14 protein-coding genes and 2 pseudogenes are annotated in these 17476 nt (G+C 64.9%); 13 read left to right on the top strand and 3 right to left on the bottom strand.

The genetic code is table 11. The features are described from left to right. Nucleotides 1–44 precede the first annotated feature (44 nt). The gene (locus L6639_RS22770) at nt 45–1664 is read right to left on the bottom strand and encodes a helicase HerA-like domain-containing protein (protein ID WP_237863859.1); all 1620 of its coding nucleotides are present in this window, start codon (nt 1662–1664) and stop codon (nt 45–47) included. A gap of 343 nt (nt 1665–2007) precedes the next feature. Between L6639_RS22770 and L6639_RS22765 the strand changes: the two genes are divergently transcribed. From L6639_RS22765 to L6639_RS22700, 13 genes and pseudogenes are all read left to right on the top strand, one after another. Continuing rightward, nucleotides 2008–2373, top strand: a complete 366-nt coding sequence (locus L6639_RS22765) for a DUF2267 domain-containing protein (protein WP_237863858.1) — start codon at nt 2008–2010, stop codon at nt 2371–2373. A gap of 24 nt (nt 2374–2397) precedes the next feature. Then, on the top strand, nt 2398–2805 hold the full coding sequence (locus L6639_RS22760; RefSeq protein ID WP_237863857.1) for a DUF4332 domain-containing protein: 408 nt from the start codon (nt 2398–2400) through the stop codon (nt 2803–2805). Nucleotides 2806–2990: 185 nt separating this feature from the next. Next, nucleotides 2991–3851 carry a dihydropteroate synthase gene (gene folP, locus L6639_RS22755; protein ID WP_237863893.1) on the top strand — a complete coding sequence of 287 codons (861 nt, stop codon included), beginning with the start codon at nt 2991–2993 and terminating at the stop codon, nt 3849–3851. After that, the gene (gene folB / locus L6639_RS22750) at nt 3848–4216 is read left to right on the top strand and encodes a dihydroneopterin aldolase (RefSeq protein ID WP_237863856.1); all 369 of its coding nucleotides are present in this window, start codon (nt 3848–3850) and stop codon (nt 4214–4216) included. The genes folP and folB overlap by 4 nt, the downstream gene beginning before the upstream one ends. After that, complete coding sequence (gene folK / locus L6639_RS22745) at nt 4216–4707, top strand: 2-amino-4-hydroxy-6-hydroxymethyldihydropteridine diphosphokinase (protein WP_237863855.1); 492 nt, start codon at nt 4216–4218, stop codon at nt 4705–4707. The genes folB and folK overlap by 1 nt, the downstream gene beginning before the upstream one ends. Before the next feature lie 83 nt (nt 4708–4790). Next, nucleotides 4791–6662: a methylmalonyl-CoA mutase subunit beta gene (locus tag L6639_RS22740; protein WP_237863854.1), complete on the top strand. Its 1872-nt coding sequence runs from the start codon at nt 4791–4793 to the stop codon at nt 6660–6662. After that, nucleotides 6659–7123, top strand: a complete 465-nt coding sequence (locus L6639_RS22735; protein ID WP_237863853.1) for a GFA family protein — start codon at nt 6659–6661, stop codon at nt 7121–7123. Before L6639_RS22740 ends, L6639_RS22735 begins: the two co-directional genes overlap by 4 nt. A 23-nt stretch (nt 7124–7146) precedes the next feature. Further along, a complete protein-coding gene (gene scpA, locus L6639_RS22730; RefSeq protein ID WP_237863852.1) occupies nt 7147–9303 on the top strand; it encodes a methylmalonyl-CoA mutase in 2157 nt (718 codons plus the stop codon). Nucleotides 9304–9479: 176 nt separating this feature from the next. Continuing rightward, nucleotides 9480–10295 (top strand): annotated as a pseudogene (locus tag L6639_RS22725) (RsiV family protein). Between the two features lie 117 nt (nt 10296–10412). Continuing rightward, a pseudogene (locus tag L6639_RS43500) lies at nt 10413–11398 on the top strand (tripartite tricarboxylate transporter substrate binding protein). A 41-nt stretch (nt 11399–11439) separates the two neighbouring features. After that, on the top strand, nt 11440–12429 hold the full coding sequence (gene meaB, locus L6639_RS22710; protein ID WP_237863851.1) for a methylmalonyl Co-A mutase-associated GTPase MeaB: 990 nt from the start codon (nt 11440–11442) through the stop codon (nt 12427–12429). Continuing rightward, a complete protein-coding gene (locus tag L6639_RS22705) occupies nt 12426–13073 on the top strand; it encodes a pyroglutamyl-peptidase I (protein ID WP_237863850.1) in 648 nt (215 codons plus the stop codon). Before meaB ends, L6639_RS22705 begins: the two co-directional genes overlap by 4 nt. Before the next feature lie 208 nt (nt 13074–13281). Beyond that, nucleotides 13282–14652, top strand: coding sequence for a TIGR03808 family TAT-translocated repetitive protein (locus tag L6639_RS22700; RefSeq protein WP_237863849.1), 1371 nt, complete (start codon nt 13282–13284; stop codon nt 14650–14652). A gap of 18 nt (nt 14653–14670) precedes the next feature. Here the strand turns inward: L6639_RS22700 and L6639_RS22695 are convergent, their stop codons facing one another. Both L6639_RS22695 and L6639_RS22690 read right to left on the bottom strand, forming a co-directional pair. Further along, nucleotides 14671–15300, bottom strand: a complete 630-nt coding sequence (locus L6639_RS22695) for a TIGR03809 family protein (RefSeq protein WP_237863848.1) — start codon at nt 15298–15300, stop codon at nt 14671–14673. 481 nt (nt 15301–15781) lie between these two features. Further along, complete coding sequence (locus L6639_RS22690) at nt 15782–17467, bottom strand: S8 family serine peptidase (RefSeq protein ID WP_237863847.1); 1686 nt, start codon at nt 17465–17467, stop codon at nt 15782–15784. Nucleotides 17468–17476: the final 9 nt, after the last annotated feature.

Raw genomic sequence — 17476 nt, 5'->3', positions numbered from 1 at the left:
CTGCGGGGGTCGCAGAAAGCCGCTTCAAAAATGTCCTTGCCTGCCTAGCGTCGGAGCAGTCCGCCGAGCGCGCCGCGCACCAGCGCCCGGCCGACCGAACCGCCGAGCTGGCCGCCGACCGACTTGCCGAGATCAGCCACGACGCCGCCGACCACCTTGTCGGTGACCGTGCGCGTGACGTCGCGCGCAATGCGCTGACCGGTCGTCAGGCGATTACGCCCGGTATTGGTGCCGAAGACGGTGCCGACGATCGAGCCGATCTGGCCGAGGAGGCCGCCACCGCCACCCGCCTGACCATCGGCCGGCGCCGCAGTGCCTGCGATCCGCTTCTGGATGATCTCATACGCCGACTCGGCATCAACAGCGGTGTCGTATTTGCCCTTGACCGGACTTGCATCCATGATCGCCTTGCGCTCTTCCGGTGTGATCGGCCCGATGCGAGCCGATGGCGGCCGGATCATCACCCGCTCGACCATCGCCGGCGTGCCGTTGCCTTCAAGGAACGACACCAGCGCTTCGCCCTTGCCGAGCTCCATGATGACCTTGGCGGTGTCGAGTTTCGGGTTGGGCCTGAAGGTCTGGGCGGCAGCGGCGACCGCCTTCTGGTCGCGCGGGGTGAAGGCGCGCAGCGCATGCTGCACCCGGTTGCCCATCTGCCCGAGCACGCGGTCCGGCACATCGATCGGATTCTGGGTGACGAAATAAACACCGACGCCCTTGGAGCGGGTCAGGCGAACCACCTGCTCGATCTTGTCCATCAGCGCCTTCGGCGCATCGTTGAACAACAGATGCGCTTCGTCGAAGAAGAACACCAGCTTGGGCTTGGGCAGATCGCCGGCCTCGGGCAGCTCCTCAAACAGCTCTGACAGCATCCACAGCAGGAATGTCGCGTAAAGCCGTGGGCTCTGCATCAACTTGTCCGCAACGAGGATGTTGACCATGCCGCGACCGTCGCGATCGGTCTTCATGAAGTCCTTCAAGGTCAGCGCCGGCTCGCCGAAGAACTTGGTGCCGCCCTGGTTCTCCAGCACCAAGAGCTGGCGCTGGATGGTGCCGACGGTCGCCTTGGTGACGTTGCCGAACCCTTGCGCCGCTTTCCGGATCGGCGCGAGCGGATCCTCTTCCGCGTCCGGCCCCTTCTTGCCGCTGTCGGGCACGATCGCATCGAGCAACGCCCGCAGATCCTTCATGTCGATAAGAGCAAGGCCATTGTCGTCGGCGACGCGGAACGCGACGTTGAGCACGCCCTCCTGCACGTCGTTGAGATCGAGCATGCGCGCGAGCAGCAGCGGCCCCATCTCGGTGATGGTGGCCCGCACCGGATGGCCCTGCTCGCCGAACACGTCCCAGAACACCGTCGAGAACTGGTCGGGCTGGAAATTCAGTCCCATCTCGCTGGCGCGCTTGACAATGAAGTCTTTGGCTTCCCCGACCTCGGAGATACCGGAGAGGTCGCCCTTGATGTCGGCTGCGAACACCGGAACGCCGGCCCGCGCAAATCCTTCCGCCATCACTTGCAGCGTCACCGTCTTGCCGGTCCCGGTGGCGCCGGTGACGAGGCCGTGGCGATTGGCGAGCGCCAGTGTCAGCCAGGCCAGCTCGTCTCCCTTGCCGACAAAAATCTTGTCGTCGGTATCGCCGAGCTTGTTGTCCTGCACCGTCATCACACTCTCTATTGTTGGTTTCGCGCATTGAAAATTCGAGCCAGCCAGTTCCGTAGTTTAACGCATGTCACAAGCCGATTGAAACCTTTCAGGGCGCCGTCGACATGCGACATCGTCGGAGAACTCGCGCCCGGCATGCGCCAAAAGTCGGATGCGCGCATTCGAACCGCGGTGATTTTTCATGAATTTCGTCTCCGCTCTTGCATCGCTGCAACACTATTCGTGTCTTCGAGAATGAATCGGAACGTCGCACGCGTTCATCGCTTGTATTTCACATCGCGGGGGCTCAAGATCACTCTTCGAAAATAATCCGGCATGTGAACCGGCTGAGGGGCAGGCCCATATGGACGAGCTGATCGGACAGCTGGCGACGAACGCCAGCATAGATAGTGCTGTCGCTGAAAAGACCGTCGGCATTATTCTGGGATTCCTCCGCAGTGAAGGTCCTTCCGACAGCGTGCAGGCCCTGATCGACCAGATCCCCGGTGCAGAAGGGGCGATCGAGGCGTCCAGGAGCGGCGGCGGACTGTCGCGGCTGATGGGCGGCGGCCTGATGGCCGTCGGCACGCGCCTGATGGGCCTCGGGCTTGGCATGTCCGACATCCAGACCATTGCCCGTGAACTTTTTCGCTTCGGCCGAGACAAAATCGGAGCGGATCAGATGGGCAAGATCATCGCGGGGACGCCGGGCCTCAGCCAGTTCGCCTGAGCGACGCTTTTCATACCGAGTATCATGACATATCCGATCTCCGAGATTGAGGGCCTGCCGGCCTTTGCCGCCAACAAGTTGAAGGCGCAGGGTATCCGCACCACCGACGCGTTGCTGGAAGCCGCGAGCACCGCCAAGGGCCGCAAGGCGCTCTCGGCCAAGACCGGCATCAGCGAGCAGCTGCTGCTGGAGTGGGCCAACGTCTCCGACTACATGCGTATTCCCGGCATGGGCCGGGCCAAGGTGGGCCTGGTCCGCGCCGCTGGCGTCACCACGGTGCGCGAGCTCGCCTATCGGAATCCGGCAAGATTGGCGCAGAGCATGCGCGAAGCGAACGATCGCAAAAAGCTCGTCCGCATCCTTCCTTCCGAGAAGTCGGTCGGCGACATCATCGCCAAGGCCAGGAAGCTGTCGCCGAAGATTACGTATTAGGCGCTCTCGACATACGATCTGCAGCGTTAGCTCTCGGTGTCATACCCCGAAAGCGGGGTATCCAGTACGCTGCGGCTCCTCCGCATCACTGCACGGCCCTGGAGTACTGGATTGCCCGCTTTCGCGGGCAATGACAGGGAGGGATGGTCTTGACACCCCCTCCCCGACCGCGCAAAGCGGGCCGCATGAATGCCTCGCCTTCCCCATCCGTCCCGCCGGCCGGCTCGGCCGGGCCAGATGTGCTGCGGACGCTCATGGGCCGGCCGCTACCAGCGGTGATGGGCGTGCTCAACGTGACGCCCGACTCCTTCTCCGATGGCGGCGATTTCATCGCGCCGGAACAGGCGCTGGCGCGGGCGCAGGCGATGATTGCCGATGGCGTCGACATCATCGATATCGGCGCCGAATCCACCCGGCCCTACAAGGGTGCGCAGCCAGTGACGGCCGCGGACGAGCTGGCGCGGTTGAACCCGGTGCTGGCAGGCATCGTTGCGCTCGGCGTGCCGGTCTCGATCGACAGCATGAAAGCGGAGGTCGTGGCCTTCGCGCTCGACCAGGGTGTCGCCATCGCCAACGACGTCTGGGGGTTGCAGCGCGACGCCGGCATGGCGCCGCTGGTGGCCGCGAGAGGCGTCCCTGTCATCGTCATGCACAACCGCGAGACCGTCGATTCCGCCATCGACATCGTCGCCGACATGAAGGCGTTCTTCATGCGCTCGCTGGACATCGCCACGACGGCCGGCATCGGGCGTGACAAGATCGTGCTCGATCCCGGCATCGGCTTCGGCAAGACCGCCGAGCAGAGCATGATTGCGTTGGCGCGCCTGCGCGAGCTCGACATGTTCGGCCTGCCGATCCTGGTCGGCGCCTCGCGCAAGCGTTTCATCGCCTCTGTGTCGCCCTCGGAGCCGAAAGAGCGGCTGGCCGGCTCGATCGCCGCGCATTTGATTGCCGTGCAGAAGGGGGCGAAGATCATCCGGACCCATGACGTCGCCGAGACCCTGCAGGCCCTGCGGGTCGCCAACGCAATCGAGAGCAAGCAATGACAGATACGATCTTCGTGACCGGCCTGTCGATCCATGCACGCCATGGCGTGCTGGATCACGAAACCGAAGTCGGCCAGCGTTTTGTGATCGACCTCGAGCTCTACACCGATTTGTCGGAGCCTTCGCGCAGCGATCGCCTGGTCGATACCGTCTCCTATGCCGACGTGGTGGCGACCACAACGGCGGCGTTCAAGAACACCAATTACAAATTGCTGGAACGCGCGGCGGGTGCGGTCGCCGACGCCATCCTGTCGAACTTTCCACGCATCCGCGCCGTGAAGATCACCGTGCACAAGCCGCACGCGCCGATCGCCGCGATCTTCGACGATGTCGGCATCATGCTGACGCGCTCGCGGCATCCCTGATGGCGAGCGTGCTGATCGCGCTCGGCGGCAATGTCGGCGATGTCCGCACGACGTTCAAGAAGGCGATCGCCCATATCTGCGGCATGGCGCAGGCCGCAATGATCGCGCGCTCGTCGGACTATGCGACGCCACCCTGGGGCGACGAGGACCAGGATCCCTTCATCAATGCCTGCGTCGAGATCGAGACGGGCCTCGATCCGCACGCGCTTTTGTTCGTGATGCAGAAGGTCGAGCAGAGATTCGGCCGTATGCGCGACAAGGATCGGCGCTGGGGTCCGCGCACGCTCGATCTCGACATGATCGCCTATGACGATGTGTCAATGAACAAGCCCGACCTGACCCTGCCGCATCCGCGCCTGTTCGAGCGCGCCTTTGTGCTGGTGCCGCTGGCCGAAATCGCAGCCGACCGCGTGATCTCGGGCATTCGTGTGCGTGATGCCCTCGCCAGCGTCTCGACGCAAGGCATTGAGCAGCTTCCGGATACCGGTTAACCAAAATCCACCGTTTGCAGGAACGGGGGCCGCCGTGGCAAATTCGCCTGCACATAACAAGATGTTCGGGAGCCCTTGGCCGTATGACCTCCGTGACTGACGATCTGCCGCTGGCGGCCGATTTTCCCAAGGCGACGGACGCGGACTGGCGCAAGCTGGTCGACGGCGTGCTGAAGGGCGCGCCGTTCGAAAAGCTGGTCGGCAAGACCTATGACGGTCTCAAGATCGAGCCGCTCTACCCGCGCGCCAAGGGGGTAGCGCCGGTCGCGGGGCGCCCGGCGGCCGCGCCGTGGCAGATCATGCAGCGGATCGATCATCCCGATGCGGCGGCTGCGAATGCGCAGGCCCTGACCGATCTTGAGAATGGCGCCACGGGACTCGCGCTCGTGTTCGCCGGCGGCGCCGGCAGCCACGGCTTCGGCCTGGAACCGACAGCCGATGCGGTTGCAAGGGCGCTGAAGGACATTCACCTCGACGCCGGCATCGGCCTCGAGCTTCAGATCGGTCCGCAATCGCGGATGGCTGCGATCCATATCGCGGAATATGTGAAGAGCAACGGCATCAACCCCGCCGCCTGCGACATCCGCTTCGGGCTCGATCCGCTGGCGGCCTGCGCGGTGTGGGGAAACAGCCCCTACAGCTGGGAGGAGATCGTTCCCGCGGTGACCGGCGGCATCAAGGGTCTCGCCGCGCTCGGCTTCAAGGGGCCGTTCGCACCTGCTGATGGCCGTGTGATCCATGATGCCGGCGGCTCCGAGGTGCAGGAGCTCGCTTTCGTGCTTGCCTGCGGCGTCGCCTATCTGCGCGCGATCGAGGGCGCCGGCGTTCCGCTCGAGCAGGCGCAAGGCATGGTCTATGCGCGGCTCGCCGCTGATGCCGACCAGTTCCTGACCATGGCGAAGTTCCGCGCGCTGCGATTGCTCTGGGCGCGCATCGAGGTCGCCTGCGGCCTGACGCCGAAGCCGCTGTTCATTGCCGCCGATACGGCCTGGCGCATGCTGACGCAGCGTGACCCCTACGTGAACATGCTGCGTGCGACCATCGCGACATTCGCAGCCGGGCTTGCAGGCGCCAATGCAATCACCGTGCTGCCACACACACTGGCGCTCGGACTGCCCGATCCGTTCGCGCGGCGCGCCGCACGCAACACGCAAGCGCTGCTGCTGGAAGAAAGCAACCTCGCCAAGGTCAGCGATCCCGCGGCGGGATCCGGCGGCATCGAGACGCTCACGGCGCAGCTCTGCGAGGCCGCCTGGGCGCTGTTTCAGGAGAGCGAGAAGGCCGGTGGCGCCTTCGCCGCACTTCAGCAGGGCCTGTTCCAGAGCAAGGTCGCAGCGGCGCGAAAGGCGCGCGAGGCCAACATCGCCAAGCGCCGCGACGTGTTGACCGGCGCCAGCGAGTTTCCGAACCTGCACGAAAGCGAGACGGCCGTGCTGAAGGCGACGCCCATCGCGCTCGCACCCTATGGTGAAGCCAAGTACAAGTTCGATGCCCTCGCGCCGATCCGCCTTGCGCAGCCATTCGAGGCGCTGCGCGACAAATCCGACGCGGCGTTGAAGGCGCGCGGATCGCGGCCCAGCGTATTCCTGGCCAATCTCGGCACGCCCGCCGATTTTACGGCACGCGCGACGTTCGCAAAAAGCTTCTTCGAGGCCGGCGGCATCCAGGCGCTCGACAGCGAAGGTTTTGCCGACCCGGCCAAGCTGGCTGCGGCCTTCAAGGCGTCCGGCGCGGCGCTAGCCTGCCTGTGTTCCAGCGACAAGGTCTATGCGGAACGGGCCGAAGCCGCCGCGAAGGCCCTGCAAACGGTGGGCGCGCGACATATCTATCTGGCGGGTCGTCCAGCCGAGGCGGAGGCGGCCTTGCGCGCGGCCGGTGTCACGGGCTTCGTATTTGCCGGGGGCGACGCGCTTGCGACGCTGCAAGACGCCTATGTCCTGATGGAGCAGGCATGACCGACGCGAGCAAACCCGTTCTCACCGGCGGCTGCCAATGCGGGGCGGTGCGCTTTGCGATTTCGGCAACACCCAACAAGGTATCGATCTGCCACTGCCGGATGTGCCAGAAGGCGAGCGGCGCGCCGTTTGCTTCCTTCGCCGATATCAACCGGACGGATTTTGCCTGGACCAAGGGCACGCCATCCGCATTCCAATCCTCCACGATCGCGATGCGCGACTTTTGTGCCGCGTGCGGCACGCCGCTGAGCTTCCGTCGCATCGACGGCCCGCGCATCGAGATCATGACCGGCGCGTTCGACCGACCTGACCGGTTGGTGCCGACGCGTCAGTACGGGACCGAGTCCCGCCTCGGCTGGGTGGTCGGAATCTCCAACCTGCCGAGCCAGACCACGCAGCAGAATTACGGGCCGGAGAAGATGGCGACCATCGTCAGCCATCAGCATCCGGATCATGATTGAGCGCCGATGATATGGTTGAATCCATGACCCGCATTCCCAACTTCGCCGACGTCGCCTTTGAGCGCGCCGCGACCGCCGCTCCATCAGGCAGCGCCGAGCCGTGGCTGACGCCCGAGGGCATCCTGGTGAAATCAGTCTATGGCGAGGCCGATCTCGCCGGGCTCGATTTCCTCGAGACTTATCCGGGCCTCGCGCCGTTCCTGCGCGGCCCCTACCCGACCATGTATGTCAACCAGCCCTGGACCGTCAGGCAATATGCCGGCTTCTCCACGGCGGAGGATTCCAACGCCTTCTATCGCCGCAACCTGGCGGCAGGACAGAAGGGCCTCTCGGTCGCCTTCGATCTCGCCACCCATCGCGGCTATGACAGCGATCACCCGCGCGTCGGCGGCGACGTCGGCATGGCCGGCGTTGCCATCGACTCCATCTACGACATGCGCACGCTGTTCGCTGGCATCCCGCTCGACCAGATGAGCGTGTCGATGACCATGAACGGCGCGGTGCTGCCGATCCTCGCGCTCTATGTCGCGGCGGCCGAGGAACAGGGCGTTCCGCCTGAGAAGCTGTCTGGCACCATTCAGAACGACATTCTGAAAGAGTTCATGGTGCGTAACACTTATATCTATCCGCCCGCGCCCTCGATGCGGATCATCTCGGACATTTTTGCGTACACCTCGCAAAAGATGCCGAAATACAATTCGATCTCGATCTCCGGCTATCATATGCAGGAGGCCGGCGCGACGCAGGATCTCGAGCTCGCCTATACGCTCGCAGACGGCGTCGAATATTTGCGCGCCGGACTTGCTGCCGGGCTCGACGTCGACCGCTTCGCGCCGCGCCTGTCGTTCTTCTGGGCGATCGGCATGAACTTCTTCATGGAGGTCGCCAAGCTGCGCGCCGCGCGGCTGCTCTGGGCGAAGCTCTTGAAACCGTTCAATCCGAAGGACCCCCGCTCGCTGTCGCTGCGCACGCATTCGCAGACCTCGGGCTGGTCGCTGACCGCGCAAGATGTCTTCAACAACGTGATGCGCACCACCGTCGAGGCGATGGCGGCGACGCAAGGCCACACCCAATCGCTGCACACCAACGCGCTCGACGAGGCGCTGGCTCTGCCGACTGACTTCTCCGCGCGCATCGCCCGCAACACCCAGCTGTTCCTGCAGCAGGAGAGCGGCACCACCCGCATCATCGATCCCTGGGGCGGCTCCTATTATGTCGAGCGGCTGACGCGTGACCTCGCCGCGAAGGCGTGGGGCCACATCCAGGAGGTCGAGGAGCTCGGCGGCATGGCCAAGGCCATCGAGGCCGGTGTGCCCAAGCTGCGCATCGAGGAAGCCTCCGCCAAGACGCAAGCCCGCATCGATGCCGGCAAGCAGGCGGTGATCGGCGTCAACAAGTACAAGCCGACGGACGAGGCGCCGATCGACATTCTCAAGGTCGACAACACCAATGTCCGGCGCCTGCAGATCGACAAGCTGACGCGGCTGAAATCCGAACGCAATAAGACGGAGGTCGATGCCGCGCTTGCCGCGATCACGCGTTCCGCCGGCGAAGGCAACGGCAATCTGCTCGCGCTCGCCATTGATGCTGCGCGGGCCAAGGCGACCGTCGGCGAGATTTCGGACGCGATGGAAAAGGTGTTCGGCCGGCACCGCGCCGAGATCAAGTCGATCACCGGCGTCTACAAGCGGGAGGCGTCCAGCATGGGCAACCAGGTCGAGAAGGTTCAGGCGCTGATCGACGCTTTCGAGGAAGCCGAGGGCCGCCGCCCCCGCATCCTCGTCGCCAAGATCGGCCAAGACGGGCACGACCGCGGCCAGAAGGTGATTGCCTCTGCGTTTGCCGATATCGGCTTCGACGTCGACATCGGACCGCTGTTTGCCACCGCCGACGAAGCGGCGCGGCAGGCGGTCGAGAACGACGTCCACATCCTCGGCGTCTCCTCGCTCGCCGCAGCCCATCTCACTGCCGTACCCGAGCTGAAGGCCGCGCTGAAGAAGCAGGGCCGCGAGGACATCATGATCATCGTCGGCGGCGTGGTGCCGCCGCAGGATTACGAAGCGCTCTATGCGGCTGGCGCCGAGGCTATCTTCCCGCCGGGCACCGTGATCGCGGACGCGGCCGAGGAGCTGATCCGCAAGCTGAATGCCCGGCTCGGGCATAGCGAGGCGGCGGAGTAATTCCGCCGCCCTCGGCTTGAAGTATCAAACCGGCGGGCGCGCTGCCGCGACCAATTTTCACGTCCCAGTGTTTCGCACCGCGCGCTCCGCGCCGGTTCATCTTGCGGTCATTACAACAATGCAGACATCCAAGCGCCGCGACGGCGTCGCCGCGACGGCGGTCGGGTGCAGAATTGATGGATATTGAAGTGACATATCTTCGTGCAAACGTGCGGGCCGGCTTGCTCGCGATCCTGTCTGCCGTGACTACGATCGGCCTGGCCTCTCCTTCATTCGCCGCCGATCCCAAGCCCGACGCCGCCGTCAAGAACAGGAACATCGACGCGCGCGTCTTTCTCGACGACAAGATCAAGGCCGACGCGCCCCTCGCCGCCGATTGCCTGGCCGAAGGCAAAAGGTGGCTCGACAAGAACGCGGCTGACGCCGCGGCCTCGCGCAAGCAGGACCCACAATTCTTCAAAGACGGCGGCTGAGATTTCGAGCGCAAATATTCGATCCGCTCTGTGGTTGCCGATCGCTATGTCAGCATCCTGCGCGACGACTATATGGACACCCATGGTGCCCATCCCAATTCGGACGTGAATACGGTGCTGTGGGACAAATCCGAGAACAAGCGCATCTCGATCCGCCCGTTCTTCACCGAGACCGCCGACAATGGCGCAACCATGAAGGCGATGGTGAAAGCCGTGATCGCCTCACTGAAAATCGAGAAGAAGAAGCGCGACAGCGGCGAGACCGCGACGCAGGAGTGGTTCAAGGACCTTACACCTCGCCTGCTCAAGATCGGCGCCGTGACGCTGGCGCCATCGACCGAGACAGACAAGAGTTCCGGCCTGACCTTCCACTACCCGCCCTATGCCGTCGGCCCCTACGCCGAGGGCCAATATGTCGCCTTCGTTCCGTGGGAGACGTTGAAGCCCTATCTCACGCCGGAAGGCGCACGCATCTTCGGCGGCGCACGGCCAAAGGCCGATGCCGACGAACAACAATAGGAGCGGAACCCGTTGCCCACGGCGCCACAGGGCTGCCGCTTGCGACATCGGCGCAAAGCTGCGTAGCATGTTGCGATGACGCGAGCCCGATTCCCGAGGGCGATGCCGGGAACATTGATGTCAGGAATTACCCGCCGCGCTTTCGCGGCCTCTTCTGTGGCTGCAGCCACGTCAGCTCTCCTCTCCCCTGCGCGCGCGCAAGCCTATCCGGCGCGGCCGGTGACCTTGATCGTACCCTGGGGTGCGGGTGGCGGCACGGATGCGACTGCACGGATCATTGCGACGCTCCTTCAGAAGGAGCTCGGCCAGCCGTTCAACGTCGTCAACCTCACCGGAGGATCCGGCGTTGTCGGCCACGCCGAGATCGCAACCGCACGGCCGGATGGCTACACCATCGGCATGATCACCGTGGAAATCGCGATGCTGCATTGGCAGGCGGTGACGCATCTGACGCCGCGGAACTTCATGCCGCTGGCGCTGATGAACGAAGACCCACCGGGCATCCAGGTGGCCGCCGCCTCGCCGTACAGAACGGTGAAAGAGCTGACGGAGGCCATCAAGCTGGCGCCCCCGGGACGGTTCAAGGCATCGGGCACTGGACAAGGCGGCATCTGGCATCTCGCACTTGTCGGCTGGATGCAGGCGATGGGATTGCCGGCGAACCAAGTGAATTGGTCCCCTCGAATGGTGCAGCACCGGCCATGCAGGAGCTCGTCGCGGGCAGCCTCGACCTCACCACCTGCTCGGTGCCGGAGGCCCACGCGACCATCGAGGCCGGCCAGGCGCGGAGCCTCGCAATCATGGCGCACGCGCGCAATCCGAGCTTTCCCGACGTCCCGACGCTGAAGGAAGCGCTCGGCGTCGACTATTCCACCAGCTCATGGCGCGGCATCGGCGGTCCAAAGGGCCTGGCGCCGGAGATCGCGACCAGGCTGACCGGGGCCCTGAAGACGGTGTACGACTCCGCCGCCTTCAAGGACTTCATGACCGGACGCGGCTTTGGCACCGTATGGCGGGATGCAAGCGACTTCGAAACCTTCATGGACGAGGCTGATCGCCAGATGGGCCAGGCCATGAGGGCCGCCGGTTTTGCCAAGACCTGAGAGGCCCTCGCCTGCCTGCTTCCGCCGTTGTAAAGCAGGACATGGTTGAGAAGAAGACTTCGCTCGATATCACCACCCTCGCCCGCGACCTGCGTGCGGGCCATCGCGCTGCGCTCGCGCGCGCCATCACGCTGGTGGAGAGCCGGCGTGGCGATCATCAGGCGCAGGCACGCGAGCTGGTGCAGACGCTGCTGCCCGACACCGGCAAGGCGGTCCGCGTCGGCATCACCGGCTCGCCCGGCGTCGGCAAATCCACCACCATCGATGCGCTCGGGACCTATCTGATCGAGCAGGGCAACAAGGTCGCCGTGCTTGCGGTCGACCCGTCCTCGGCCCGCAGCGGCGGCTCGATCCTCGGCGACAAGACGCGCATGGCGCGGCTGTCGGCATCCAGCGATGCCTTCATCCGTCCCTCGCCGTCCTCGGGCACGCTCGGCGGCGTCGCTGCAAAAACCCGCGAGGCGATGCTGCTGTGCGAGGCCGCCAGCTTCGACGTCGTCCTGGTCGAGACCGTCGGCATCGGCCAATCCGAGACCGCGGTCTGCGACATGACCGATTTCTTCCTCGCACTGATGCTGCCAGGCGGCGGCGACGAGCTGCAAGGCATCAAGAAAGGCCTGGTCGAGCTCGCCGATATGATCGCGATCAACAAGGCCGACGGCGACAATCTCAAACGCGCCAATGTCACCGCAGCCGACTATCGCAGCGCGCTGCATATCCTCAGCCCCCGCTCCGAGCATTGGCATCCGCCTGTCGTCACCTATTCGGCACTGGCCGGCACGGGCATCGCCGAGCTTTGGCAGAAGGTCCTGGATCACCGTAAGGCGATGAACGCATCCGGCGAGTTCGCCGCACGGCGGCGGGAGCAGCAGGTGAAATGGATGTGGTCGATGCTGGAGCAGCGCATGTTGGCACGATTGCGCAGCGAGGCGTCCGTCCGCGCCAGGGTCAAGAAGATCGAGGCGGAAGTTGCCGATGGCCAGCTCACCCCGGCGCTCGCCGCCGAACGGATTCTGGAGTTGCTGCAATGAGCGATAAGCTCCGCGTTCTCCTCACCGGCTTCGGCCCGTTTCCCGGTGCCCCCCATAATCCGACCCAGCCGCTGGTGGCGCGGCTGGCGAGGCTTCGTCGTCCCGCGCTCGATGATGTCGAGCTATCGCACCACATCTTTCCGGTGACCTATGCCGCGGTCGACCGGCAATTGCCTGATGTGCTGGCACAGGTGAAGCCGGATGCGCTGCTGATGTTTGGGCTCGCGGCGCGTACGCCTTACCTGCGCATCGAGAGCCGCGCGCGCAACGCCGTCACCATGCTGTGGCCCGATGCTGCCAACACCCGCTCCAGCAAGCGCGGCATTGCCGGCCATGCGGACGCCATGAATTTCGGCCCGCATACGGCAAGACTGTTGCGTGCCGCGCGGCTCACCGGCATCGATGCGCGGCCCTCGCGCGATGCCGGCGCCTATCTCTGCAACTATCTGAGCTGGCGCGCGATCGAGAAGGCCCGCGGCGGCGGACCGAAGCTTGCCGCGTTCATCCATATTCCGCTGCTTGCACGCAGCGGCGCCGTGCGGCACAAGGGCGCCCCGCGGATCACGCTGGAGGAGCTGGTGGATGCGGGGGAAGCGATGCTGATGGAGATGGTGGGTTTGGCAAGGAAGGCGCGGAACGCTTAGTTAGGTCTTGTAGGGTGGGCACAGGCGCATGGCGCCGTGCCCACGTACGTCCTTGGCGACAATCGTGGGCACGCTTGCGCTTTGCCCACCCTACGGCACCGTCTTTGCGGTAAACATTTAACCCTACCGCGAACAATCCTCACCGCCCCCTCCGCCCTGCGCTACCTAATCTTTCGCGGACATCTCCCGCGTCCGCCAAGGACGCGTCATGGACCTCAACCGCCGTCATCTCATCGGAGCTTCGACTGCCGGCATTGCCGGTGCGCTTGCCATGCCCGCCGACGCCGCACGTGCGGCGCCGCTGACGTCGCTGCTCGGGCGCGATGCAACCCAATACGGCGTGCGACCCGGCAGCAGCGAGGACCAGACGCGCGTTCTCCAGCGTGCGATCGACGAAGCCTCGCGGGCGCAGATGCCGCTTGCGCTGCCGCCCGGAATCTACCGCGCGGGCCTTTTAAGACTGCCTGATAGGGCGCAGCTAATCGGCGTGCGCGGCGCGACGAAACTCATCTTCACTGGCGGCGCCGCGGCGATCCAGAGCGACGGTTCTGATTCAATCGGCCTCACCGGTATCACTTTCGACGGCGGCCGCATTCCGCTGCCGACGCGGCGCGGGCTGATCCATGTCCTTGGCGGGCGCGACGTCCGCATCACCGATTGCGAGATCACCAGCTCCGGCGGCAGCGGCATCTGGCTGGAGCAGGTCTCAGGCGATATCTCCGGCAACATCTTTACTGACATCGCGGTGACGGCGGTCGTCTCGTTCGATGCCAAAGGCCTCAGCGTGTCCCGCAACACCATTGTCGGCACCAACGACAACGGCATCGAAATCCTGCGCACCGCCATCGGCGATGACGGCACAATTGTTGCCGACAACCGCATCGAGGGCATCAAGGCGGGCCCGGGCGGCTCCGGCCAGTATGGCAATGCCATCAACGCCTTCCGCGCCGGCAACGTGATCGTGCGCGGCAATCGCATCAAAAATTGCGACTACTCCGCCGTGCGCGGCAACTCGGCCTCGAACATCCACATCACAGGCAACAGCGTCAGCGACGTGCGCGAGGTCGCGCTCTATTCCGAGTTTTCGTTCGAGGCCGCCGTGATTGCCAACAACACGGTCGACGGCGCCGCCGTCGGCGTCTCCGTCTGCAATTTCAACGAAGGCGGACGTATCGCGGTCGTGCAAGGCAATATCATCCGCAATTTGATCCCGAAGCGGCCGATCGGCACCGCGCCTGACGACGATGCCGGCGTCGGCATCTATATCGAGGCCGACACGTCGGTGTCAGGCAATGTGATCGAGAATGCGCCATCCTACGGCATCGTCGCCGGCTGGGGCAAATATCTGCGCGACGTCGCGATCACGGGCAATGTGATCCGCAGGGCGCTGGCCGGCATCGGCGTCTCCGTCGTGCAAGGCGCCGGCACCGCGCTCGTCAACAACAACATGATCTCGGAAACCCCGCGCGGCGCGGTGGTCGGCCTCGACCACGCACGCGCCGTGACGGCGGATCTGTCCGCGGAAGGCGCGCAGCGCTTTGTGCAGGTGGTTGTCGGCGGAAACGTAGTGCGGCAGTAGGGCCGCCCCCGCGCTAGACTAGAACGTATTCCGCAGCAGCGGGTACTTGGCTTCAATGCCGTCGAGGCTGAAGGTGAACTCGACCACTCGCTCGGGGGCCGCGACGATCTCGTCGGCGGGCGGCGTGAAGGTCTGCAGGAACGATGCGATGGACGCTGCCGGCGCAGTCGGAGCGATCCGTTCAGCTGGAGCGATTCGAATTGCCGGAGCAACCCGTGCAGGCGCGGCGATCGGGGCCGCCGGCGCAATGGGCGCCTCGACGATTTCCGCGAGGATATCCGGCTCGGGCTCGAGCCTGACCGGAACGGCGGTCTCTGGGGCGATATGCACGGCCTTTGGCTGCACCGTCTGGGCCTGCTCGCGCGGAAAAACGCGCGGCATGGTCGCCGGCGACCAGCCGAATGCAGAGGTCACGCTCGCGGCGGCCGCGGCGACATCCTCGCCATTCGCAAGCGCGCGCCAGGTCTGCACCGCGCGCTTGGCTTCCTGGATGTTTTCGAGGAATGCGAGCTCGGAATGGTAGCGGCGCCACCGCCCGGTCTCGAACATTTCAGAGAGATGCTCCAGTCGCTGCTCCGCGAGAGCGCACCAGCGTGCCGCAATTTCACGGCCGGCCGTGCCTCGGCCAGCGTCATGGCGATGAGTCATTAATCAGCCCGTCAGGAGAAAGGTACGGACGCGACGCAACGCACACGAATCAATTTAGGAGCGACATGAATATTTTGTGGAAAAGTTTTGACTTGTCCAGCAACGACACGGCTCAGGTCACAAAACACCGTAGTCACGCGGAGTTTCCAGCAGTTTGGGAGTCAAGCTTCGCACAAGCATGGCGGACCTGCCGCGCGGAGTCGCTTCCTCGTCGCAGCGACGCGCTCGCGGTCTCAACCGCAAGCTGATCTCGCATTGCGCTTCAAGAGATCCGACGCCCCAAAAGAAAAGACCCGTCCGGGGGGACAACCGGACGGGTCGAGCCATATGGGCGCTTGGGGTGGATGGGCGCTCGCGCCTGATATGACTGATGGGGAGGGATGACCGCTCCCACATTATTTGGTCGTGGCAGCAGGCTGAACGTTCAAAACCGCGGCTCGATTTTTTAACCTTTGGCCGGCGCGCAATGTTGTCGCGGGCGCTAGCGCGCAGCCGGCCTATCCGCCTGAGAAATCGCGGATTTATCGTCCGCGCTCGACAGCGAGGGCTGCTCGATCGCGCGGATGTTGGGGTCGTCGCGGCGCTTCTCGGAATCTTCACGTTTAGTTGTAGCGGCGGCGGCCGCGACCGGCGTCGTGCTGTCGGCCGGAACGGCCATGACCGCGGCAAACGCATCGGGCTCACCGTCGCCGAAGAGATCATCACGCCCGGGTGAACCGAGGTCGCGCGCGGTCTTCGCCAGCGTCATGCGCACCGCTTCCGGCTTCAGGGTGTAATTGCGCTCGAGCAGCAAGGCCGCGACGCCGGAGACATAGGCGGCCGAGAACGAGGTGCCCGACGTTATCTGGTATTTGCCGTCGGGCGCCGGCAGGAAGATGTCGACGCCGGGCGCGGCCAGCGCGATGTAATTGCCGCGGTTGGATGCAGTAAACAGCTTGTCCTGCTGGTCGGTCGCGCTGACGGCGATCACGTTGGGATTGGCGGCAGGATAGAGCGGCGGCGATTTGGCGCCCGCATTGCCGGCGGCCGCGATCAGCACCAAGCCGCGCGCGGCGGTTGCCGCGATCGCACGCTCGATCACCGCGTCCTTCGGGCCGGCGAAACTCATATTGACGATCTGGGCGCCGTGCTCGGCGGCGTAGTTGAGCGAGCGCAGGATGATGTACGACGAGCTCTCCGCTCCGCCGGTGGTGCCACCGAAGGCCCTGATGGCGATGATGCGCGCCTCCGGCGCGCTACCCATCAGCTTCGTATGGGCCACGATGGCGCCCGCAATGCCGGTGCCATGGACGTGGGCGCCTTCGCTGCTGCCGAGCGCATCAAAATTGTCGGCAATGGAATTGGCGAGTTCGGGATGCTTTGCATCGATGCCTGAATCGATCACGGCAACCGTGACATTGGCGCCGTGCACCAACGTATGCGCCTGCGGCAGGCGCAGCTTGGATAGCACGTATTGAGCCGGATCGCCTTCGGTCGGGACCCCCGGCTTCTGGTCCTGCAGCACATAGCGGAAGTTCGGCTGAAGCGAGCGCACACTGGCGTCGGCCGCGAACTCGCGCCGCGCTGTCTCATAAGGGCGGCCGTCGGTGATGCGGAACAGGCCGACCGTGGCCCCGATCAGCGGAAAGTTTTCCGACGACACGCGGGTCAAGCCGTGGCGCCGGGCGAGCTCATCGGCTTCGGTCGGCGACAGCGCGCTGTCGATCTCGGCCACGAATTCATTGGCGAAACTGCGCGACGTCATGGCGACGGGCGTCGCCTTGCCACGCCCCTTGCCGGCGCTCTTCTTGGCCGACTTGCCGGAGCCGTCGCCGCCGCCATTCGGCTGGCTGATGCACTCGCCATCGGCATCGCGATAGGCGTTGGAACAGGCCGGATAGAGATTTGGCGAGTAGCGCGCGTAGGGCAGCACGGGATTCGGCACCATCCGCCCCGTGATATGAACCGTCGGCGTCAGGTGCGGACCATGATCGCCGCCGCCCACGGCTCTCGCCGCGCCAGTTACGGAGATCGTCGGCGTGCGCGAGGGAACGCTGATCGTCGGCGTGCGCATGATCGCCTGGGCGTGCGCCACTCCGATGCCGAGACAGGCGGCGAGCAAGAGCCCAGCTCCAGCCGAGGAAGCATAGGCACCGGCTCGCAACTTACTCTCGGACTTGCGCATCATTGGTGCAGG

Origin of the sequence: Bradyrhizobium zhengyangense, from assembly GCF_022012555.1 — a bacterium.
GTDB classification, from domain to species: domain Bacteria; phylum Pseudomonadota; class Alphaproteobacteria; order Rhizobiales; family Xanthobacteraceae; genus Bradyrhizobium; species Bradyrhizobium zhengyangense.
The sequence above is the reverse complement of the archived record's forward strand: the minus strand, read 5'-3'. Positions and strand labels throughout refer to the sequence as shown.

Coding starts and splice junctions, on each gene's coding strand:
- L6639_RS22770 (WP_237863859.1), bottom strand. CDS start 1,664: ATGACGGTGCAGGACAACAAGCTCGGCGATACCGACGACAAGATTTTT.
- L6639_RS22765 (WP_237863858.1), top strand. CDS start 2,008: ATGGACGAGCTGATCGGACAGCTGGCGACGAACGCCAGCATAGATAGT.
- L6639_RS22760 (WP_237863857.1), top strand. CDS start 2,398: ATGACATATCCGATCTCCGAGATTGAGGGCCTGCCGGCCTTTGCCGCC.
- folP (WP_237863893.1), top strand. CDS start 2,991: ATGAATGCCTCGCCTTCCCCATCCGTCCCGCCGGCCGGCTCGGCCGGG.
- folB (WP_237863856.1), top strand. CDS start 3,848: ATGACAGATACGATCTTCGTGACCGGCCTGTCGATCCATGCACGCCAT.
- folK (WP_237863855.1), top strand. CDS start 4,216: ATGGCGAGCGTGCTGATCGCGCTCGGCGGCAATGTCGGCGATGTCCGC.
- L6639_RS22740 (WP_237863854.1), top strand. CDS start 4,791: ATGACCTCCGTGACTGACGATCTGCCGCTGGCGGCCGATTTTCCCAAG.
- L6639_RS22735 (WP_237863853.1), top strand. CDS start 6,659: ATGACCGACGCGAGCAAACCCGTTCTCACCGGCGGCTGCCAATGCGGG.
- scpA (WP_237863852.1), top strand. CDS start 7,147: ATGACCCGCATTCCCAACTTCGCCGACGTCGCCTTTGAGCGCGCCGCG.
- meaB (WP_237863851.1), top strand. CDS start 11,440: ATGGTTGAGAAGAAGACTTCGCTCGATATCACCACCCTCGCCCGCGAC.
- L6639_RS22705 (WP_237863850.1), top strand. CDS start 12,426: ATGAGCGATAAGCTCCGCGTTCTCCTCACCGGCTTCGGCCCGTTTCCC.
- L6639_RS22700 (WP_237863849.1), top strand. CDS start 13,282: ATGGACCTCAACCGCCGTCATCTCATCGGAGCTTCGACTGCCGGCATT.
- L6639_RS22695 (WP_237863848.1), bottom strand. CDS start 15,300: ATGACTCATCGCCATGACGCTGGCCGAGGCACGGCCGGCCGTGAAATT.
- L6639_RS22690 (WP_237863847.1), bottom strand. CDS start 17,467: ATGATGCGCAAGTCCGAGAGTAAGTTGCGAGCCGGTGCCTATGCTTCC.